13 protein-coding genes and 2 CRISPR repeat arrays are annotated in these 20,598 nt (G+C 69.6%); of the genes, 6 read left to right on the forward strand and 7 right to left on the reverse strand.

All coding sequences use genetic code 11. From position 1 onward, the window contains the following. The first annotated feature begins 127 nt into the window (after window positions 1-127). A CRISPR array of direct repeats spans window positions 128-445; the repeat unit is 36 nt; unit sequence GTCGCACGGCAGGAACTTTCCGAGTCGGATTGAAAC. Window positions 446-1,379: 934 nt separating this feature from the next. Next, a complete protein-coding gene (locus tag MJ797_RS12955; protein ID WP_239334589.1) occupies window positions 1,380-3,095 on the forward strand; it encodes an ATP-binding protein in 1,716 nt (571 codons plus the stop codon). A 340-nt stretch (window positions 3,096-3,435) separates the two neighbouring features. Then, a CRISPR array of direct repeats spans window positions 3,436-3,829; the repeat unit is 29 nt; unit sequence GGCAGGAACTTTCCGAGTCGGATTGAAAC. A 430-nt stretch (window positions 3,830-4,259) separates the two neighbouring features. On the opposite strand, the gene MJ797_RS12960 is transcribed toward MJ797_RS12955, so the two are convergent. The 4 genes from MJ797_RS12960 to MJ797_RS12975 all read right to left on the reverse strand — a co-directional run bounded on the left by MJ797_RS12960 (window position 4,260) and on the right by MJ797_RS12975 (window position 10,370). Next, complete coding sequence (locus MJ797_RS12960) at window positions 4,260-6,533, reverse strand: glycosyltransferase family 39 protein (protein ID WP_239334590.1); 2,274 nt, start codon at window positions 6,531-6,533, stop codon at window positions 4,260-4,262. Then, on the reverse strand, window positions 6,530-7,837 hold the full coding sequence (locus tag MJ797_RS12965; RefSeq protein WP_239334591.1) for a glycosyltransferase: 1,308 nt from the start codon (window positions 7,835-7,837) through the stop codon (window positions 6,530-6,532). The genes MJ797_RS12960 and MJ797_RS12965 overlap by 4 nt, the downstream gene beginning before the upstream one ends. A gap of 103 nt (window positions 7,838-7,940) precedes the next feature. Then, window positions 7,941-9,527, reverse strand: coding sequence for an ATP-binding protein (locus tag MJ797_RS12970; protein WP_308128313.1), 1,587 nt, complete (start codon window positions 9,525-9,527; stop codon window positions 7,941-7,943). Window positions 9,528-9,536: 9 nt separating this feature from the next. Further along, entirely contained in the window at window positions 9,537-10,370 is an 834-nt protein-coding gene (locus MJ797_RS12975; RefSeq protein ID WP_305039709.1) for a response regulator transcription factor, read from the reverse strand. Window positions 10,371-10,632: 262 nt separating this feature from the next. On the opposite strand from MJ797_RS12975, the gene MJ797_RS12980 reads away from it, so the two are divergent. Then, window positions 10,633-11,817 carry a hypothetical protein gene (locus MJ797_RS12980; protein ID WP_239334592.1) on the forward strand — a complete coding sequence of 395 codons (1,185 nt, stop codon included), beginning with the start codon at window positions 10,633-10,635 and terminating at the stop codon, window positions 11,815-11,817. 87 nt (window positions 11,818-11,904) lie between these two features. Here MJ797_RS12980 and MJ797_RS12985 read toward each other — a convergent pair whose 3' ends face one another. Continuing rightward, on the reverse strand, window positions 11,905-13,164 hold the full coding sequence (locus tag MJ797_RS12985) for a helix-turn-helix domain-containing protein (RefSeq protein ID WP_239334593.1): 1,260 nt from the start codon (window positions 13,162-13,164) through the stop codon (window positions 11,905-11,907). 166 nt (window positions 13,165-13,330) lie between these two features. Between MJ797_RS12985 and MJ797_RS12990 the strand changes: the two genes are divergently transcribed. The 3 genes from MJ797_RS12990 to MJ797_RS13000 all read left to right on the forward strand — a co-directional run bounded on the left by MJ797_RS12990 (window position 13,331) and on the right by MJ797_RS13000 (window position 16,407). Then, a complete protein-coding gene (locus tag MJ797_RS12990) occupies window positions 13,331-13,582 on the forward strand; it encodes a GlsB/YeaQ/YmgE family stress response membrane protein (RefSeq protein ID WP_239334594.1) in 252 nt (83 codons plus the stop codon). A gap of 174 nt (window positions 13,583-13,756) precedes the next feature. Continuing rightward, the gene (locus MJ797_RS12995) at window positions 13,757-15,058 is read left to right on the forward strand and encodes a pitrilysin family protein (protein ID WP_239334603.1); all 1,302 of its coding nucleotides are present in this window, start codon (window positions 13,757-13,759) and stop codon (window positions 15,056-15,058) included. Further along, window positions 15,055-16,407: a pitrilysin family protein gene (locus MJ797_RS13000; RefSeq protein WP_239334595.1), complete on the forward strand. Its 1,353-nt coding sequence runs from the start codon at window positions 15,055-15,057 to the stop codon at window positions 16,405-16,407. Before MJ797_RS12995 ends, MJ797_RS13000 begins: the two co-directional genes overlap by 4 nt. 35 nt (window positions 16,408-16,442) lie before the next feature. Here the strand turns inward: MJ797_RS13000 and MJ797_RS13005 are convergent, their stop codons facing one another. Both MJ797_RS13005 and MJ797_RS13010 read right to left on the reverse strand, forming a co-directional pair. Then, the gene (locus tag MJ797_RS13005; protein WP_239334596.1) at window positions 16,443-17,474 is read right to left on the reverse strand and encodes an ANTAR domain-containing protein; all 1,032 of its coding nucleotides are present in this window, start codon (window positions 17,472-17,474) and stop codon (window positions 16,443-16,445) included. Between the two features lie 137 nt (window positions 17,475-17,611). After that, the gene (locus tag MJ797_RS13010) at window positions 17,612-17,851 is read right to left on the reverse strand and encodes a mycoredoxin (protein ID WP_239334597.1); all 240 of its coding nucleotides are present in this window, start codon (window positions 17,849-17,851) and stop codon (window positions 17,612-17,614) included. Window positions 17,852-17,946: 95 nt separating this feature from the next. Here MJ797_RS13010 and MJ797_RS13015 point away from each other — a divergent pair, with 95 nt between their 5' ends. Continuing rightward, the gene (locus tag MJ797_RS13015; RefSeq protein WP_239334598.1) at window positions 17,947-20,148 is read left to right on the forward strand and encodes an ATP-dependent DNA helicase UvrD2; all 2,202 of its coding nucleotides are present in this window, start codon (window positions 17,947-17,949) and stop codon (window positions 20,146-20,148) included. The last annotated feature ends 450 nt before the right edge of the window (window positions 20,149-20,598 follow it).

A 20,598-nucleotide genomic window follows, 5' to 3' on the forward strand; every position in this document is an offset into this window, starting at 1 on the left:
GATATCCCTGTGACCTGCGCAAACGTAAACGATCGATCTTTTGGATCAGTTTATCCACAGCCCTCGCTGGGAGGTTCTGGAAGGATCTTGCAAACGCGCAGGTCAGGCCCCCCAGGATCGGTGGTACTGTCGCACGGCAGGAACTTTCCGAGTCGGATTGAAACTCGATAGAAAGGGGCATACCAACTCTCCGATTCTGTCGCACGGCAGGAACTTTCCGAGTCGGATTGAAACTCAAACGCGCGGGCAGCTCAACGCACGCTGCTGGCGTCGCACGGCAGGAACTTTCCGAGTCGGATTGAAACATCAGGTCGGTGACCAGCATGAATCCGAGTGATGTCGCACGGCAGGAACTTTCCGAGTCGGATTGAAACACCTCGGCCATCAGCAGCACGCTGGCGTCCAGGTGGTCGCAGGGCGGGAGCTTTCCGAGTCGTGACCCCATCCGGCGCTGCTGGTGATCTATATTTGGGCAGTGGATGGGCGTTGCGACTTCGGTCTGTGAGCAGCGCGCAGTCCATGATCGGCGTGTGTTTGTTGTTGTGTACGGTTTTCGCCCGGATCGGCGTGCCTAACAACAAACATGCGCCGATCATGATGGCAGCTAATGCTGCCCGGCCGCATTTTTCCTGCTGTCAGGCCACGTATTGTCACGCGAGCTACGATCAAGTAAGTCGTAACATTCGGTCGCTGGGACTCCACCCGTCGGTGATGGACCAGGACTTACCCTGCATGGGTGCGTAGATCCGGCTTAGAGCGCCCGAGGATAGGGCGTTCGATCAGTGAGCGGCTCATCCGCGCCCGGTCCGGCAAGGCGGAGGAGGAAGGCGCCCTGGTGGTGGGCGCCGACTGAGGACAACGCGGCCGGGCGGGACGCGGGGAGCCGCGAGCCGGACAGCCCTATCCTCGGGCGCTCTTAGGGACTACCGTCGCGGCTCGCTCCTGCTGGCAGTAACTGTGATGTTCCGCAGCCTGCGGGCGTGGCTGCGGTACCTGGACCTGACTTAGAGCGACCGGCAATAGGGACGCGGCGTCGCGGGGCTGGGGCACGCACCTCGCTGTGTTGTCGTCGGTCACCACCCAATACCAGGGTGGCTCCCTCCGCCGCCTTGCGATGTACGCACCTCAGCCCCGCTCCTTGATCCACGCCCCTATTGCCGGGCGCTCTTACCCGAGCAAGCCCGCTGACTGGGCCGAATACGCAGCTGCGCTGCGTGCCAAACGCCGCGAGCCCGGTCGGATGGCCGCGTCACCCACCTCGTGGTCTGGGCGTTGCTACCGGACCGGCCTGCCAGGGCGTGACGGTTCGGCGGCTGAGGTGCAGAGGTAATCTGACGCCTGCAAGATCAGACCAGCGGCAGCCAGAGAGGAGGGGTTCGATGGTCAGCCACTTTCTCTCCTTCTCGCCGATCGACGCGGCAGCGGTCCGTGCGGCGATCGACGGTGGCGAGACGCTGTCGGTCGAGTTCAAGAGTGAACAACGCCAGTCCCTGGGCGACCGTGAGCTGATCGAGGCGGTGGTCTGTCTCGCCAACGGCCGTGGCGGTGTGCTGCTCCTCGGAGTTGAGGACTCCGGCGTGATCACCGGCGCACGGCCTCGGCACGGCGATCGGACGGAGCCGCAGCGGCTTCAGGCACTCATCGCGAATTCGACGCAGCCACCCGTGCAGACCTCCGTCTCCACGGTCGAGGTCGAGGGGACGGAGGTCCTGTGCGTCCAGGTGGAGAACAGCCCGCGCATCGTCGGTACTACCCGCGGGATGTATCAGCGGCGGGCCATCGGAGGCGACGGCAAGCCAACCTGCGTACCGGTCCACGCGCATGAGATGCTCGCGCACGAGATCGACCGCGGAGCACTGGACTACTCGGTGCTTCCCGTACCCGACGCGGGCTGGAACGACCTGGATCCGCTGGAATTCGAGCGGTTCCGTCGACTGATCCGAGAATCCGCCGGCTACGGCGACCGGGTGCTTGCCGAGCTGGACGATCAGGACATCGCACGTGCTCTCGGCCTGCTTGAGCAGCGAGGCGGCGCAACCGCGGTCTGTGCGGGTGCGCTGCTCCTGTTCGGTCGGGAGGAGGCGATCCGTCGCTACTGCCCGACCCACGAAGCGGCCTTCCAGGCATTGCGGGGCCTGGCGGTCCAGGTGAACGACTTCTTTGCCTGGCCGTTGTTCCGCTTGGCCGAGGAGCTCCTCACACGGTTCCGGGCCCGCAACTCCGAGCAGGAGATCCAGTTCGGCCTCCTCCGGGTCAGCGTTCCCGCCTACTCGGAGACGGCCTACCGCGAGGCGCTTGCCAACGCACTGATCCACCGGGACTACACCGCCCGAGGCGCGGTCCACGTCCAGTGGCAGGACGAGCAGTTGGAGATCACGAATCCCGGGGGCTTCCCGGCTGGGATCACTGTTGACAACTTCCTCGTCGCGTCACCGCGCCCCCGCAACCCGCGGATCGCCGACGCTTTCAAACGGGCGGGAATCGTCGAGCGGACCGGTCGTGGGATCAACCGGATTTTTGCTGAGCAGCTGCGTTTCGGTCACAGCCCGCCGGACTACACGCGGTCTACCGATAGTTCTGTCGCGGTGCTGCTCCCAGGCGGCAAGGCAGATCTTTCGCTCATTCGTTACGTCGTCGGCCAGGAGCATCAGGGGCAGCCGCTGATGTTGCCGGACCTGCAGATCGTCACCGAGTTGCTACACCACGGCCGGCTTCGTACCGAGGAGGTTGCCGCCGTGCTGCAGGTGGGTGAGGCGGAGACTCGCCGACAACTCGCGCGGATGGTCGACCGGGGCCTGGTCGAAGCCCGTGGCGGCGGGAAGGGACGCACCTGGCATCTCACCGCGGCGGTGTACCGCGAGCTTCGCGAACCCGCCGCCTACGTGCGGGTCCACGGGTTCGACCAGGCGCAGCAGGAACAGATGGTGATCAAATACGTGGATGTTCATGGCCAGATCACCCGCGGTGAGGCGGCCAACCTGTGTTCGCTGTCCCCCGATCAGGCGTCCCGGCTGCTACGCCGCCTCGCTGGAGGCGACGGTCCTCTCGTCGCCGACGGCGAGGGCCGGTCCCGCGTGTACACGCGCCGCGCGTGATGGGATCACGCGCACTCGACATCCATCACGCGCGCGTGAAAATACACGCGGCGGTGCGCTCGACGCGGCCGGAGAGCAGAAGGTCGGTGACGGCGATGTATGCCTGGCGAGCCCCCGAGGGGCTGATGCGTGTGGCTGTCAAGCGGTTAAACTTTGATCGACATCCAGAACCTCTGACACGCCGACAAACCGGGGAGGTTCTGGCAAAGATCGATATCCCTGTGACCTGCGCAAACGTAAACGATCATCATTTTGGATCAGTTTATCCACAGCCCTCGCTGGGAGGTTCTGGAAGGATCTTGCAAACGCGCAGGTCAGGCCCCCCAGGATCGGTGGTACTGTCGCACGGCAGGAACTTTCCGAGTCGGATTGAAACCCCATTGAATGTCATCTTGCCGGTGCAGCCTTGCGATGGTCGCACGGCAGGAACTTTCCGAGTCGGATTGAAACAGGGCAACCTCACCGGTTGGCGAGGGGAACAGCGCTGTCGCAGAGCAGGAACTTTCCGAGTCGGATTGAAACAGACGGACCAGTTCGCCACCTGCTGCATAGTGCGGGTGTCGCACGGCAGGAACTTTCCGAGTCGGATTGAAACGCGCAGTTCACCTGTCAAGCTGAGGCTGAAGAGCGTCGCAGGGCAGGAACTTTCCGAGTCGGATTGAAACACGAAACGCAGGTGATTGCTCCCCTGCGTGATTGTCGCGCGGCAGGAACTTTCCGAGTCGTGACCCCATCCGGCGCTGCTGGTGATCTATATTGGGGCAGCGGACAGGCGTTGCGACTTCGGCCTGTGACCAGCGCGCGATCCATGATCGGCGCGTGTTTGTTGTTGTGTACGGTTTTCGCCCGGATCGGCGTGCCTAACAACAAACATGCGCCGATCATGGTGGTAATAAATGTTGGCTGGTCGCATTTTTCCTGCTGTCGGGCCACGTATTGTCACGTGAGCTACGGCGAGGTCATGCGAGTGACGCGACGCTTCTGCTGGATCTCGAGGGCCTTGCGGTCGAGCGCGTCGAGCGGCTCGCGGACGGGTCACGGGTGGCGGGGCTTGCGACCGTGGACGAGACTGCGCGGGCGTTTGAACCCGTCCCCAATACCCGGTCGAATGCAGGAGATTGCGAGCCCCGAAGCTGAGGCCTGCAATCTCCACCCACGGTGTTTCTAGCTGGTCTGCCGGGTCAGGTCGTAGACGGTCTGGCCGCCGACCGTCGTCGAGGTGAAGTGTGCTTTGACCCAGGCGGTGATGTCGCTTCCGGTGCCGTTGCTGTTCGGGCCGCCCATCCCGCCGCCCATCCCGCCGCTGGTCGAGCCGGCGATGAAGTAATGGACCTGCCCGGCGGCGACATAGGCCTGGAAGGCGGCGAGGGTCGGTGTGGCGTCGCTGCCGTTGAACCCGCCGATGGACATGACCGCCTTACCGCTGGCGAGCTCAAGAGGAGCGGCACTCTGGGAGCCGACGGTGGCGGCCGCCCAGGTGTTGGTGGTCTTCCCCAACAGCGACACCAGCTCGGTGTTGGCGCTCTGGCCACCGAAGCCACCGAAGCCATCCGCTGGGCTGGCTGGCGCGCCGCCGGACGGCCCGGTCGTCGTTACGCCGTTTGTCGGCCCGTTGCTGGTGGCGCCTGGCCCGAAGCCTCCCGGCGGGGTTCCGTTGGCGAATCCCCGGCCACCGGGGGGCATCCCGCTGGGAGCGCCAGTGCCACCGCCACCGCCACCCGGACCACCCACGGAGCTGGCACTGCCCGGACCAACCGTCGGGATCGGGCCGGAGCGCGCGTGTGAGGCGGTGCTGGCGGCATAGCCGGCCGTGCCGGCAAGCCCCGTAAGCAACGCCGCCGTCGCGATCACGATCGCGCCCCTGCGCAGGACGCCTCGCCCGGCCAGCAGCCCGGCGGTAGCCACCGCACCGACGACCAGCACCGCGTAGCGCAGCCATGGAGCCCAGTCCGGGGTGAGGGAAAGCAGGTGGTAGCTCCAACCCGCGGTGCCAGCCACGATCATGGCCGCGCTGATCCGGGCGAACCAGGTCTCCCGCCGCGTCCAGAGCAGCCGTCCGGTGATCGCGACCAGTGCGGCGACAGCCGGGGCGAGCGCGATCGTGTAGTACGGGTGCATGGTGCCCCGCATGTAGCTGAACACGATCGCCGTCACGAGCAGCCAGCCACCCCAGAGGATGATCGCGGCCCGGGTGCGGTCGGTACGCGGCGCCCGGCGGGTGAGCCACAGGCCGGCGAGCAGGCTCAGCAGCGCCGCAGGGAGCAGCCAGGAGATCTCCAGGCCGGTTTCCGAGCGGAACAGGCGGGTGATGCCGGTGCTCCCGCCGAAGCCACCACCGCCGAAGGCGCCGCCACCGAAGGCGCCGCCGCCGAAGCCACCACCGCCGGGGCCACCACCTGCGCCGGCACGGCCGCCACCGCCACCGCCATTGCCAGCCCCGCCGAACAGCCGACCGAGCCCGTTGTAGCCGAATGCCAGCTCAAGCACGCTGTTGTTCGTCGAGCCGCCGATGTACGGACGGGCGGACGCCGGCCACAGCGACACGATCGCGACCCACCAGCCGGCTGCGGCGAGCAGCGCGCAGACCGAGGCGAGCAGGTCGATGGCGCGCCGGCGCAGCCCGGTCGGGGCGGCGATCAGATAGGCCAGCCCGAAGGCAGGGACGACGAGCAGCGCCTGGCCCATCTTGGTGAGGAAGCCGAAGCCGATGGCGACCCCGGCCAGCGCGAGCCATTTCGTGCTGGCCGACTCGATCGCCCGCACCGTGGCGTAGGCGCCGGTGATCAGGAGCAGGACGAGCAGCGCGTCCGGGTTGTCAAAACGGAACATCAGTGTCGCGGCCGGGGTGAGGGCGAGCGCCGCGCCGGCAAGCAGGCCCGCGGCCGGTCCGGACCATCGGCGCACGGTCGCGTAGAGGAGACCGACGGCGGCGACACCTTCGAGCGCCTGCGGGGCGAGCATGCTCCAGGACGAGAAGCCGAAGATTCTGCCCGACAGCTCCATCACCCACAGCGAGGCCGGCGGTTTGTCGACGGTGATGAAGTTGGACGAGTCGAAGGAGCCGAAGAGGAAGGCCTTCCAGCTTTTCGCGCCGGCCTGGACCGCGGCGGCGTAGAAGTCGTTGGCGTTACCGGACGCACCGAGGTTCCACAGGTAGAGGACGGCGGTCGCGGCGAGCAGAGCCACGAGCGCGGGCCGGGCCCATCCCGGGTCGAGCGGGTGTCCGCGTAGCCTGCGGCGCATCCCGGCCGGCGGCCGCTCGTCGGTGTCACGATGGGGCTCGGCACCCGGATGCGCTCCTGGCGGGCTGCTCGTGGGGAGCAGGGTCGAGGTGGACACAGGCGTTTCTCCAGTCCGGACGTGGTCTGTGATGTGGTCAGCGGTGTCAGTGATGTCGCTGTTGATGCGGCGGGCGCGGCTGGCCGCCGCCGTGGTCACGGCCGCTGGCGGTGCGGGTGGAAGACCCAGGCGCGCAGCAGCAGGAAGCGCATGACCGTCGCGGCGAGGTTGGCGGCGACCAGGATGCCCAGTTCCAGCAGCCGGCCGGGATGGCTGGCCAGCGCGCCCAGAGCGGCCAGCGCCCCGCTGGTGAGCCCGAGTCCCAGAACGAAGACGACGAGGCCCTCGAGCTGGTGGCGACCGGCTCCCGAGCGGCCTCGTACGCCGAAGGTCAGCCGCCGGTTCGCCGCGGTGTTCGCGACCGCGGTGAGCGCCAGCGCGAGCAGGTTCGCGGCCTGGGCGCCCGCCAGGCCGCGCAGCAGCACGTACAGCACCAGGTAGGCCGCGGTGCTTGCCAGCCCCACGCCGGTGAACCGCACCAGCTGTCTGGGCAACCCGACCGGCACGCCGGGAACAGCCGGTTCCAACGGCGCACGGCCGAGCTGGCGGCGCAGGTCACGCACGGGCAGCGCGCCGCTGGCGAGGGCACGCCCGAGCCGGGCGACGCCCTTGAGATCGGCCAGCGCGGTGGCCGCGATGTCAACGCGGCTGTCGGGATCGTCGATCCAGTCGACCGGGACCTCATGGATGCGCAGCCCGGACCGTTCGGCGAGGACGAGCAGCTCCGTGTCGAAGAACCAACCGGTGTCCTCGATCAGCGGCAGCAGCCGCGCGGCGACGTCGGCGCGGATGGCTTTGAACCCGCACTGGGCGTCGGAGAAACGGGCGGCGAGCGTGCCGCGCAGGATGAGGTTGTAGCAGCGGGAGATCACTTCCCGCTTCGCGCCCCGGATGACCCGCGAGTTACGTGCCAGCCGGGTCCCGATCGCGAGATCGGAGTGCCCGGAGATCAGCGGGGCGACCAGCGGCAGCAGCGCCGCGAGGTCGGTGGACAGGTCGACGTCCATGTAGGCCAGCACCGGAGCGTCAGAGGCCGACCAGACCGTGTGCAGAGCGCGCCCGCGGCCTTTCTGGTCAAGGTGGATGACAGTGACCTCGGCGATGGCGGCCTGGAGCGTCTCCGCCACGGCGAGGGTCGCGTCGGTGCTGGCGTTGTCGGCGATCGTGATCCGGAAGGGGTACGGGAAGGTCCTGGTCAGGTGCGTGTGCAGGCGGCGTACGCAGGGCTCCAGGTCGGCCTGCTCGTTGTAGACGGGAATGACCACGTCCAGCACTGCCGCGGGATGGGTCGCCAGGACGGGCCGGCGGGCGGCTGGAAGGGGCTCGCCGGCCGGCCGTGGGGTGTTTCTACCAGGTGCGTCTCTACCAGGTGTGTCCTGCGGGGCGGAGGTCACGGTGGGCATGGATCTACAGTCGCTCCGGGAGCTGTCGGCTCTTTGTGCCGAAGCTGTGCCTTTCCTGTGAGCCTGTTCGTGCCTGTCTGGGCGCGGCTGGCAGGCACGAACGTCAGCGCCTGCCGTGGGCTGACGGCTGGCCACCGGTGACCGTGCCGCTGGCCGTCGGGACCGCCTCGGCCAGCGGGGCTGTGCTGGCCGGCGGGACCGCGGCCGGCACGTGCGTGGGCAGCCGGACGATGAACACCGTCTGACCAGGACGGCTCGTTACTCCTATGCTGCCGCGGTGGGCGGTCACGACGGCGTTGACGATGGCCAGCCCCAGCCCGGTGCTGCCGGCCGCGCGGGAACGGGAACCGTCACCGCGGGCGAAGCGCTCGAACACGGCTGGAAGAAGATCGGCCTGAATGCCGGGCCCGTCGTCGATGATGGTGAGCACGGCAGGACCGGGGGAGCGGGCGTGCAGGCTCGCGGTGACCGTTGTGCCGGGCGGGGTGTGGGTCCGGGCGTTGGCGAGCAGGTTGGCCAGCACCTGATGCAGGCGGGCCGGGTCACCGGTGACGATCACCGGCTCGTCGGGCAGGTCGAGTTGCCAGCGGTGCTCGGGGCCGGCGGCATGGGCGTCGCTCACCGTGTCCACGACAAGCCGGGAGAGGTCGACCGGCACGGCCTCGAGGGGACGCCCGGCGTCCAGCCGAGCGAGCAGCAGCAGGTCCTCGACCAGGCTGGTCATCCGGGTCGCTTCGGATTCCACCCGGCGCAGCGCGTGGGCGACGTCGGGGGGCAGCTGGTCACGGTCGCGGCGGGTGAGTTCGGCGTATCCGCGGATGGCGGCCAGCGGGGTCCGCAGCTCGTGGCTGGCGTCCGCGACGAACTGGCGGACCTTCATCTCGCTGGCCTGGCGCGCCGCGAGTGCCGCGCCGACATGGCCGAGCATGCTGTTGAGCGCGGCCCCGACCTGCCCGACCTCCGTACGCGGGTCGGTGTCCGCCGCCGGGACGCGTTCGGCCAGGGCGACCTCGCCGCGGTCCAGCGGAAGCTGGGTGACCCGCCTGGCGGTGGCCGCCATGCGCCGCAGCGGGCGCAGGGTGAGCCGGACCACGACCGTGCCGGCGAAGCCGGCCAGGAGCAGCCCGGCCCCGGCGACAGCGGCTCCGACAGCCACCAGCTGGTACAGGGTCGCCTGGACGGGGTGCAGCGGCAGCCCGGTGATGAGCACGGCGCCGTCCGGCATCCGGTTGGCGATCAACCGGAACTCCCCGTTGTCGCCGATCGTGCGGGTGTGCGGATGTTCGTCGGCCGGAACCTCGGTCAGAGCCGCCGCGCTCGCTGTGTCCAGGGGCGCAAACGAGCCGTCGTCGTTGATGATTACGGAATCGGTGACCGTGCCGGCGACCAGCCGGGCTCCGAGCGTGCCCGCGGACTGGCCCCGCGGCAGCAGGAAGTCCGGTGGGCGGCCGGTGGTTGCGGCCAGCGATCCGGACAGGCTGGCCGGGCTGTCCGGAGGCCTGTCGAAGGCCTTCCGGGCGCGGGCGACAGCGGCGATCAGCTGGCCGTCGAGGCGTCCCACCAGGTAGTCGTGCAGGGCCACCTCCGTGACGACACCCACCACGAGGCACACCGCCGCGAGCAGCCCGACCAGGCCCGTGACCAGGCGGGCCCGCAGTGACCACCCGAGGCGCCGTGCCCTGTTACCCACAGCCGCCGCTCATGGCCGCTGTTCGCCGGGCTTCAGGACGTAGCCCGCGCCCCGCACAGTGTGGATCATCGGCGCGCGGCCAGCGTCGATCTTCTTCCGGAGATAGGAGATGTAGAGCTCGACGACGTTGGCCTGGCCGCCGAAGTCGTAGTTCCAGACCCGGTCGAGGATCTGGCTCTTGCTGAGCACCCGGCGCGGGTTGCGCATCAGGAAGCGCATGAGCTCGAACTCGGTGGCGGTGAGCTCGATCAGGTCGTCCCCGCGCCGGACCTCGTGGCTGTCCTCGTCCAGGGTCAGGTCGCCGACCGTCAGCTCGGAGGAGGTGCGCGTGGCCGCGGCGCCAGCCCGGCGGATCAGGCCCCGCAGCCGGGCGACGACCTCCTCCAGGCTGAACGGCTTGGTCACGTAGTCGTCGCCACCGGCGGTGATCCCGGCGATGCGGTCCTCCACCGAGTCCCGGGCGGTCAGGAACAGCACCGGGACGTCGGATGCCTCCGCGCGCAGCCGTCGCAGCACCTCCAGGCCGTCGATGTCGGGCAGCATGACGTCGAGCACCACCGCGTCCGGGCGGAACTCCCGGGCCGTGCGTACCGCGCCGAGCCCGTCCGCGGCCATACGGACTTCCCAGCCCTCGTAGCGCAGCGCCATCGACAACAGTTCGGACAACGCGGGCTCGTCGTCGACGACGAGCACCCGCAGCGCGGTGCCGTCCGCTCGGCGCAGCGCCGGGAGCAGCTGGCGCGTGTTCTGGCGTACCGGCTGGTGTACCGCCTGGTGCGCCGGCTCGTGTGTGTCGTCGGCCGGTCCGCCGGGGGACGCCGGCCCGCCGGGGAGTAACGCCATGACAGTCATGCAAACAGAGTGACGGTGCTATCTGTGAGACAGCCTTCCAATTCCTGTGAATTTCCTGTGTTCATTGTCCCGGATCGATCCGGGGCGTATCGATCCGGGACGTGCCAGAGGCGGGCACAGTAGTCTTCTCGGCGTCGGAACGGGTATAAGGGGCGTGGCCCCGCGGGGCGCAACCAGGGTCCTGATCGCGTGATCCGGCGAGCGGCGTCCGCCGGCAGGGTGGGTCGTGACGGTTTGGCAACGGGGGTAAGGCATGCCGGATTCCGCCATCGTAGATGTCCCGATCGGGCTCATCCTGGTGTTCGCCATCGGCAGTGTGGCGGTCTCGCGCCTGAACGAGACCGTGTTCGGCCTGGTGTGCTACCGCGGCCGTCAGCTTGAGGCCGAGCTGCGTCGTCTCTTCGGCGACCGGCCGGTCGACACCGCGGCCGCCGCCGTCGACACCAGCCGGACGGCCCAGCTCCTCGACGGCCCGCTGCGGGGACTGCGCTCGGGCAGGCATGCCGGCGAGGCGCCGGACATGGGGACCGCGCCGGTCTCGGCCAGCGCCTGGCGGCGGGCCCGCCGGATGCGGCTGCCGTCTTACATCCCGTCGGTGGCATTCTCGCGGGGCGTGCTCGACATGCTGGAACCACCCGCGCGGGTGCTGCTCGCTCGGATGGACCGCCTCACGATCCCCGACGCGGCGCTCCCGGCCCTGCGCGAGGCGCACCGGTCGCTGACCGACGTCAGCGCGGCCGCGCTGTCCGAGGCGCTTGCCGCCTCCCCGGCGGCCACCGAGGAAAGCCGCCGGATCGCCGCGTCGATCGTCGGGCTCGCCGCCGCGGAACCGGTCGGGCCGCTGCTGGACGAGGTGGCCAAGCTGCCCGCGGACGCCCCGCTCCGATCAGCGCTGATCGGCATCGTCACCCGCGCGGGCCACGACCGCGATCGGATCATCGCCGAGCTCGCCGAATGGTACGACGACACGATGGACCGGCTGTCGGGCTGGTACAAGAGGCGCGTCACGCGGTTTCTGTTCGTCTACGCGTTGCTGCTCACCCTGGTGCTGAACCTGGACGCGGTCGCTCTCACCAACGCGCTGTGGGAGAACCGGTCCCTGCGGACCGCCGCGGTGCAGGCCGCGTCCACCGAGCTGGTGTCGGCCACCGCGGCCACCACACCCGCCGCCAGCGCCGGGGAAGCCGCGAACCGGGCCGTGAACGCCGTCCGGGACGCGGCGGCGCTGCGCCTCCCGCTGGGGTGGAGCGGGGCCGGTGTCGACCGTTCGGATCCCCGGCGGATTCCCGATGACACGGGTGGCTGGGCATTGAAGATCTTCGGGTGGCTGCTCACCGCGCTCGCGCTCTCGCTGGGCGCGCCGTTCTGGTTCGATCTTCTCGGCCGTTTCGTCAACATGCGCAGCAGCGGCCCGAAGCCCACGCCCGCCAGCGACTGATGGGAGCTACCGGGTCGCCATAGGGCAGGCTGACCGGCGCTGGCGCCGGCTGGCACACCCGTGGGCATGACCCGCCGCACCAGGGCGTCACGGTGACCGGCACGGGTCGGCGCGCAGGACGAGCTCAAGCTCGAAGCGGACGTCCGGGTCGTCCAGGCTGTCGCCGAACAGGGCACGCAACTGGTTCAACCGGTAACGGATCGTCTGCGGGTGGACCTGGAGCTCGGCCGCGATCCGGCCGCGTTGCCCCCGCAGCCGCAGCCATAGCAACAGGGTCTCCGCCAGGCGCGCACGGACTTTGGCGGGCAGCCCGTCCAGCGGGGCGAGCCGCCGGCTGGCGAGGTCGGCAAGCAGCGCCGGGTCCTGAGCGAGCAGCAGCTGGGCCAGGTGGTCGTCGGTGAACAACGGCTCGCCGGGGCCGTCCGGCGCTCCAGGCAGCGCGCCGCGGTCACGGGCGTTGCGGGCGAAGGCCGCTCTGGCCGCGCTCGCGGACGCCTCGGTCCACGGGACGGCCGGGCCGACGATGGCGCCGAGACCCGCCAACGCGCGTTCAAGCCATCTCCGGCGGCCGGGGCCGGCCGGGTCGCCGATGAACATCCAGATGTCATCGCCCTTGATGGCGCGGGGGGCGTCGGGCGGCAGGGCCAGGCATCCGACGCGGTGGTTCACCCGCTCCTCCCGGCCGTCCGCGCTCGTGTCCGCGCTCGTGTCCGCGCTCGTGTCCGCGTTCGCCGGCCCCGGCACGATGACCGCGGCGAGGATGTCGGGCAGCCGGTAGGAGGCGGCACGAGCGGTGTGTTCGATCGTCACCGGGCTGCCGCCCGACAGCATCAGCTCGCCGAGCCGGTCCCACAGCCGGCCGCGTTCGCTCGCCGCCTGGGACTGCGCCAGCGCATAGCCCTCGGCGGTGGCACCGGAGATCTCGTCGATATAGGCGAACATCGTCTCAGCCAGCGACACGAGCCCGTCCGCGTCCAGCCCGCTGTGCCGTGCCGCGTTCGCAAGCCGGCGCCAGGCGACCCGGGCACCAACCCGGTAGGCACCGAGCAGCGTGTCCAGGGAGCGGCCGGCGCGGAACTCGCCGCGCCCCAGCCGGACGTAGACCTCGCGGCTGGTGGCCAGGTCCGGCGGGCCGCACGAGTGTGTGTCGACCACGGTGAGGAAGCGCATCAGCGCCTCCTCAACACCCTGGCGGACACCGCGGCCGAAGGAGCCTTCCAGCGGCCGGGCGTACGCCGGTACCTCGCGCGCGATAGCCGCGATCAGATCATCGCTCAGGGTTATGAGCTCGAGTTGCAGGATATCGGCAAGATCAGAAGGAAACTGTCCTCCTGGAACAGTTTGCATCGGGTGCACTCTACTCCGAGCGGTCACCGTGCCGGGGTGTCTCATCGACCGTCGCGAGGAAGGCCGGCTGCGCTGGGGCGCCGCCGGCCCGGCCGGCATCGCTTCGGGCCGGCATTGCCTCCGGCCGGCATTGCCTCCGGCCGGCCGTAGTGGATAATCAGGCATCGTGAACGTGCCGACCGGTTTGTTCAGCGCTGTGGTCACCGGCGTCATCATCGGCGTTCCCGCGCGTCTGGTCGTGCCGGGCCGGCAGGCTATCGGCTGCCTGATGACCATTCTGGTCGGGCTTGTCGGCGCCGCGATCGGCCTGATCGTGGCCAGGGGGATTGACGCCAACTGGCTTCTCACCCTCGCTCTCCAGGTTGCCGTGGCCGCGGTTCTGGTCATGGTGGCGGCGGGAAGCCGCAACATGCGCTGATCGACGGGTCATGCCCGCCGATGGGAGCCCCGGCCCAGCCCTGACCGGATTCTTCGCAGGCAACAGATCCCAGCGGTTGTGGCCTTGTGGCGCGGATCATCCAGGACCAGAACCATCAACGGCGCGGGAGCAGTAGCGTTGCCAACCGTGCCCCCTCGTACCGAGACGAACACGATCGCCGTTTCGCTGCCGGCGCCCTCCTATCCGGTTGAGAAGACCTCGCTCGCCAACGGCCTGCGCGTCGTACTGGCCCCGGATCACACGGCACCGGTCGTCGCGGTGGCTGTCCACTACGACGTCGGTTTCCGCTCCGAGCCCGAAGGCCGTACCGGTTTCGCGCACCTGTTCGAGCATCTGATGTTCCAGGGCAGCGAGAATGTCGGGAAGGCCGAACATCCGAAGTATGTGCAGGCAGCCGGGGGCATGTTCAACGGCTCCACACACCCGGATCACACCGACTACTACGAGTTGTTGCCGTCCGGGGCGTTGGAACGCGCGCTGTTCCTGGAAGCCGATCGGATGCGCGCTCCGCGGATCACTCGGGAGAACCTGGACAACCAGATCGCGGTCGTCCAGGAGGAGATCCGGGTGAATGTCATGAACCGCCCCTACGGCGGCTTTCCATGGATCACGCTCCCACCTGTCGCGTTCGACACCTTCCCGAACACGCACAACGGCTACGGCGACTTCCATGAGCTCCAGGCGGCGAGCCTGGACGATGCCGAGGACTTTTTCGACAAGTACTACGCGCCTGGTAACGCCGTGCTCACCGTCGTCGGTGACTTCGACGCCGAGAACGCGCTCAGGATGATCGATCGTTACTTCGCGGGGATCCCGCCCCGTCCGGTGCCGGTCCGGCCGAGTTTTGCCGAGCCGGTGCGTACGGAGGACCGGCGCGCTGTCCTGACCGACCCGCTGGCCCCCCGGCCCGCGCTTGCCGTCGGCTACCGGGTGCCCGACCCCACGGCGGACCTACCGGCCTTCCTGGCCTATGACGTGCTCACCCATGTCCTGTCCGCCGGTGACGCAAGCCGTCTGGAGCGGCGGCTCGTGCAGAAGGACCGATCAGTGATCAGTGTCAGTACCTACCTCGGCACCTTTGGGGACCCGTTCGACCAGCGGGACCCGCTGTTGCTCACCTTCGAGGCGCGCCATCCGGCTGAGTCGTCCGCCGCGGCGATCCTCACCGCGGTGGACGAGGAACTCGACCGCATCACCACTGACGGCCTGGAACCGGGCGAGCTCGCCCGCGTGCAGGCCCGGATCGTCTCAGGCCTGCTCCGTGAGGCTGACGACGCGCTCGGCCGGGCGCTGGGCATGGCCGCCTTCGAGCTGCACCGCGGCCGTCCCGAACTGATCAATGAACTTCCCGGGCTGGTCGGCGCGGTGACCTCGGACGGGGTGCGGGCGGCCGCGGCGGCGTTGCGCGCTCAGGGCCGGTCGGTGCTGGAACTGCGCGCCGGAGCGGCGTCATGAGCCAGGTTGATCTGCGCGGCGGCACCGGGACCGTTCTTATCCCGCCGGTGGCGCCGACCGTTGCGGCCGATCTTCCCGCGGTGGCCGAGCGGATGCTGCCGGGCGGGCTGCGGGTACTGGTGGTCCGGCGGGCCAGCGTGCCACTGGTGGAGGTGCGGCTGCGCATCCCGTTCACTGGTCGTGGCGCCGCGCATCAGGCCCGCGCCGAGCTGCTCGCCGAAACCCTGTTCACCGGTACCCAGTCGCGGGACCGGGTCGAGCTCGCCACGGCCGTCCAGGCGCTGGGTGGAGCGCTCTCGACCGGGGTGGACGCGGACCGGCTCGCCGTCGTCGGCTCCGCGCTCGCGACCAATCTCGTTCCCCTGCTCGATCTGATCGCCGAGGTGCTCACCGGGGCGGTCTACCCGTCGAGCGAGTTCTCCGGTGAACGGGAGCGGGTCGTCGAGGAGGTCACGATCGCCCGCAGCCAGCCCGCGGTGATCGCCCGGGAGGGCCTGCTGCGCCGGTTGTACGGCGACCATCCCTACGGCAGCGACACGCCCGCGCCGGACGTGGTCGCCACGGTGACCGAGGCCGAGGTGCGTGCCCTGCATGCCGAGCGCGTGTCACCGGCGGGTGCGATCCTGACCCTCGTCGGGGATGTCGACCCGCGGGCCGCGCTTGACCAGGTCGAGGCGGCGTTCGGCGGGTGGGCCGGCACGCGGGCCGATCCCACGCCATCGTTGCCGGCGCTGGTCCACGGCCCCGTCGTGATTATTGATCGGCCCGGTGCCGTGCAGACGAACATCCGCATCGGCGGGCCGGCTGTGGACCGCCACGACCCCGCGTACGCCGCACAGCGGCTCGCGAGCACCGTTTTCGGCGGCTACTTCAGCTCACGCCTGGTGTCCAACATCCGTGAGGACAAGGGCTACACCTACTCGCCACGCAGTTCGGTCGACTATCCGGTCGCGGGAGCCCGTTTCACGGTGACCGCGGACGTGGCAACGGACGTGACCGCGCCGGCGCTGCTTGAGATCTTCTATGAGCTGGGGCGGATGGCTGTGCTGCCCGTGGCCGCTGATGAGCTGGACGCGGCCCGCCAGTACGCCGTCGGCACACTGGCGCTGTCCACGGCCACCGCCGTAGGGCTTGCCTCGACGCTGTCGGCGCTGGCTGGCGCCGGTATCGGCGTCGAGTACCTGCGTGACCATCCCGTGGCGCTCGAGGGCGTGACGCCCGAGGACGTGCTGGCGGTCTCGGCCCGGGTGCTGGCGCCGGCAAAGCTGGTGACCGTACTGGTCGGGGACGCGGAGAAGATTTCCGCCGCGGTCAGCGGCCTCACCGCGGTCGTGACCGCTGACCGCTGACCGCTGGCCGTTACCGCTGACCGGGTCCCACCCGGTCAGCGGCGGGACGGATTCGTCCGGGGCGGTGTCGGTCGAGGGCTGGCACCGCCCCGGCCGGCCAGTTCTCCGGGCAGGACCGCCCGCGGGTCGGCGACCGACTCGACCACCTGCCGGGCCAGCTCGTGCACGCGCCGCCCCATGCCGCGGGCGGTCCGGCGGAGCCGTTCGAACGCCTCCCTCGGACGGATGCGGTGACGTTCGGCAAGCACTCCGATCGCCTGCTCGACGATGACCCGTGAGGCCAGCGCATGCTCGAGCTGGACGACCGACAGCCGCAGCCGTTCGATCTCGGTCAGATCATGATCGGGACGCCGGGGCCGACCAGGCGGCGCGAGGTCCTCGGCAAGCAGATCGGCGAGGACCATCGCGGACAGCAGGTCGCCGACCGGCCGCACGTCACCGCCCGGGCCTTCCACGATCCACCCGGCCGGCGACCTACGCAGGCGCATCTCGGCCTCGGGGCGGCCGGCGGACGGCCCGTTGTCCTGCGCGCCTGGGGACGGCCGCCGCCGGGCGGGCTGGCTCAGCCGCGCCGCTGTGCCGGGTTCCGCTGGTGACGGTGCGGGCGGGCCGTTCTCTGTTAGCCTGCCGGCTTCGGCCGGCTCGGTGCTCTCGGCATCGTCCATGACGGTGCCGAGAGCACCGGCAATGCCGCGCAGCATTATGATCATGGATGGCGCGAGGGTGACCTGCGTTCGATCCAGCCCGACCAGCAGGCCGTGTAACCGGCCATCGCCACCCAGGACCGCGACGGCGACGTAGCTGCGCACCCCGAACCGCGCCGGCTCGTCCGTGCCGGCGACCGCCGGATCACCGCTCACCTCGCTCAGAGCCACGGGCGCGCCGTCGAGTACCCGCGCGCCGATGGCTTCACCCCGAGGCAGGGTGAAGCCATCGGCGAGGCCGGGCAGAGCGCCCGTCGTCCGCCGGTAGGTCGCGGTCGAGGCCGACAGGGCCACGAACGCCGTCGCTTCCATCCGGTGGACGGCACCCGCGGCCTGCAGCGCGGCATCGACCGCGCTCCACATACGTGCTGAAGGTACTGACGACACAGCCCGAACTCTGCCACAAACTTCACGGGCAGTGACGGACACCGTCCTCCAATCTGGCGCCACGGGCGTTCGGTGAGCGTGGAAATCAAGGTAGCTGTTGCTCTGTGTATCCTTTATGCGGCAGAAGCGACCTTCTCGGTAACCTGGCGCAAGCTCGGGTTCGTCAACACGGTGCCGTCGGCGAAGACAACGGTGGGTACCGTTGCGTTCCCGTTGTTCGCGGCCCGGACGATCCGCTCGGCTTCCGGGTTCTCCTCGATGTCGACTGTCACGTGCGCCAGCCCGGCCGCGTCGAGCTGGCGCTTGAGGCGGACGCAGTAGCCACACCACGATGTCGTGTAGATCGTTAGCACGAACAGCCCTTTCTGCCGCGATGGCGGAACAAATCTTCATAACCACGGCGCGGCCGTGTCGCTTCCCGTCGGTGGGAACGGCTACGGTCCCCTCTATGGCCGGTTCGAGTGTCCCGCCGAGGGACGACGATCCCGCCCGGCCGGTGGCGGGTGAGGCTCAGGCGTTGGTCGAGACGCTTGATCCAGAGCAGCGGTCCGCCGTGCTCGCCCCGATCGGCCCGGTCTGCGTACTGGCTGGCGCGGGCACGGGCAAGACCCGGACGATCACCCATCGGATCGGCTTCCTGGTCGCTACGGGGGCACTCCCAGCCGGCCAGATCCTTGCTGTGACCTTCACCACGCGTGCCGCGGGCGAGCTGCGGGGGCGGCTACGGGCGCTCGGTGCCGCCGGAGTGCAGGCGAGAACCTTCCACGCGGCCGCGTTGCGGCAGCTTGGGTACTTCTGGCCGAAGGTGGCGGGAGCGGCGCTGCCCAGGCTCGTGGAGAGCAAGATCGCACTGGTCGCGCGGGCCGCCAGCCGGCTGCGCCTCACGCCGAGCCGGACGGAGCTCCGGGACCTCACCGGTGAGATCGAGTGGGCCAAGGCGACCCTGCTCACCCCGGCGGACTACCCGGCCGCCGCGGCTGCCGCGGCGCGCGAGACCACGCATCCCGCGGAGGTGATCGCCGACCTGTACGCCGCGTATGAGGCGGTCAAGCGGGACGCGGGCGTGCGCGACTTCGACGACCTGCTGCTGCTGGCGGCAGCGGTGATCGAGGAGCATCGCTGGGTCGCGGACGAGCTGCGGTCCCGGTACCGGCACTTCGTGGTGGACGAGTACCAGGACGTCAACCCGCTGCAGCAGCGCCTGCTCGATGCCTGGCTCGGCGAGCGGGACAGCCTCTGCGTGGTCGGGGACGCGAATCAGACGATCTACTCGTTCACCGGGGCGTCCCCGCGCCACCTGCTGGACTTCCCCCGCCGCTTCCCAGCCGCGCACGTGGTCCGTCTCGTGCGTGACTACCGCTCCACCCCGCAGGTCGTCGCGCTGGCCAACGGGCTGATCGCCCGTGCCGGCGCGGCCGTGAAGCCGGCCCCATCCGAGCCGCTGAAACTCCTCGCGCAGCGTCCGGACGGCCCGGTACCGGTCTTCAGCGAGCACGACAGCGAGCCCGAGGAGGCCGCCGCCATCGCCGGCCGCATCCGCGCGCTCCTGGCCGCGGGCGTGCCGGCCAGCGAGATGGCTGTGCTGTACCGGGTCAACGCCCAGTCCGAGGCCTACGAGAGCGCGATCGCCGCCGCCGGCATCCCCTATCTGGTCCGGGGCGGCGAGCGCTTCTTCGACCGGCCTGAGGTCATCGAGGCGGTGCGGCTGCTGCGGGCGGAGCTGCGCTCGGCCGGAGGTGACCAGCCGGACGGCCTGGTCGCCCAGGTCAATGACGCCTTCGCCGCGGTGGGCTGGCGGCCGGACGACCCGCCGCATGGCTCGGGCGCCGAGCGGGAGCGATGGGAGAACCTGGCCGCGCTCGCCCACCTGGCCGATGACATGGTGGCGGCCGATCCCGAGGCACCTCTCGAGCGGTTCGTGGCAGATCTCGCTGACCGTGCCGCGCACCAGCACATCCCCACCGTGGAGGGGGTGACGCTCGCCTCCCTGCACGCGGCAAAGGGCCTTGAGTGGGACGCGGTCTTTCTCGTCGGTCTCGTCGAGGGGACGTTGCCGATCATTCATGCCAAGACCCCCGCGCAGATCGAGGAGGAGCGTCGGCTGCTCTACGTCGGTATCACCCGGGCGCGGGAACACCTGGCCCTGTCGTGGGCGCTGGCCCGTAACGAGGGCGGTCGCAGATCCCGCAAGCCCTCGCATTTCCTAGACGGGCTCATGCCGCGCCCGTCCGCGGCGCCGGGCGCGCCGGCTCGGGCGGGCACGGGAGACGCGGGCGAGCGCGGCACCGGCGGGCAGCGGTCACGCAATCGCTCCGCGGTCCGCTGCCGGGTGTGCGGACGCCCGTTGGCGGGTCCGGCGGCCAGGGTGGGCCGATGCGAGGACTGCCCCGCCGACGTCGACCAGGCGCTGTTCGAGCGGTTGCGCGCCTGGCGGTCAGCTCGGGCGAAGGAGCAGGGCGCGCCGGCATTCGTGGTGCTCACCGACGCGACCCTGATGGCGATCGCCGAGCGCCGGCCCACCGATGTCGCGCAGCTCGCCGGTATTCCCGGCATCGGCCAGGCCAAGCTCGACCGTTACGGCGAGGACGTGCTGGCTCTTGTCGACGGGCGGGCGCTGCCCGCGTCCGTCTCGTCGCCGTCGTCCGGGTGACCAGCCGTCTGGTTGCTTCGGGTAATTGCTTGATTGCCCAAAAAATAGGTTGCCTCGGTTGAGACAGCCTTCTACCGTACTCAGTGAGCACTGGAAGTGCCTGTCCGTCGCTGACGCCAACGTAAGGAGGTGGTCCCTGTGAACAGCACTGGGGCCATCGACGCGTTCGCCTACCCGCCGAATCGGTTCAGGCCGCGTGCCGCCGTCCGTCGCGCATTGTCCGTTGCGAAACCCATCCAGGCATGGGCGATAGCCACGCTCCATCTTTCGGGTCCGCTTCGAGGTTTGCTCCTGGCCTGACAAGCCGCAGAGCGCCGACCTCGAGGCCGCGGATCCCGGACGGGACCGCGGCCTTTGTCGTCTCACGCTCTGACGAGCTGGGCTTGACCGAACCTTCCGTAACCGATTCCCGAATGAATATTCGGAGGTGACGCCGGTGTTTGACCCATT

This window comes from Protofrankia sp. CiP3, assembly GCF_917627345.1.
GTDB lineage: Bacteria > Actinomycetota > Actinomycetes > Frankiales > Frankiaceae > Protofrankia.

Excerpts from the sequence above, each read along its gene's own strand:
- MJ797_RS12965 (WP_239334591.1), bottom strand. The coding sequence starts at position 7,837 with ATGCCCACCGTGACCTCCGCCCCGCAGGACACACCTGGTAGAGACGCA.
- MJ797_RS12985 (WP_239334593.1), bottom strand. The coding sequence starts at position 13,164 with ATGCAAACTGTTCCAGGAGGACAGTTTCCTTCTGATCTTGCCGATATC.
- MJ797_RS12980 (WP_239334592.1), top strand. The coding sequence starts at position 10,633 with ATGCCGGATTCCGCCATCGTAGATGTCCCGATCGGGCTCATCCTGGTG.
- MJ797_RS12955 (WP_239334589.1), top strand. The coding sequence starts at position 1,380 with ATGGTCAGCCACTTTCTCTCCTTCTCGCCGATCGACGCGGCAGCGGTC.
- MJ797_RS13000 (WP_239334595.1), top strand. The coding sequence starts at position 15,055 with ATGAGCCAGGTTGATCTGCGCGGCGGCACCGGGACCGTTCTTATCCCG.
- MJ797_RS13015 (WP_239334598.1), top strand. The coding sequence starts at position 17,947 with ATGGCCGGTTCGAGTGTCCCGCCGAGGGACGACGATCCCGCCCGGCCG.
- MJ797_RS12975 (WP_305039709.1), bottom strand. The coding sequence starts at position 10,370 with ATGGCGTTACTCCCCGGCGGGCCGGCGTCCCCCGGCGGACCGGCCGAC.
- MJ797_RS13005 (WP_239334596.1), bottom strand. The coding sequence starts at position 17,474 with ATGTGGAGCGCGGTCGATGCCGCGCTGCAGGCCGCGGGTGCCGTCCAC.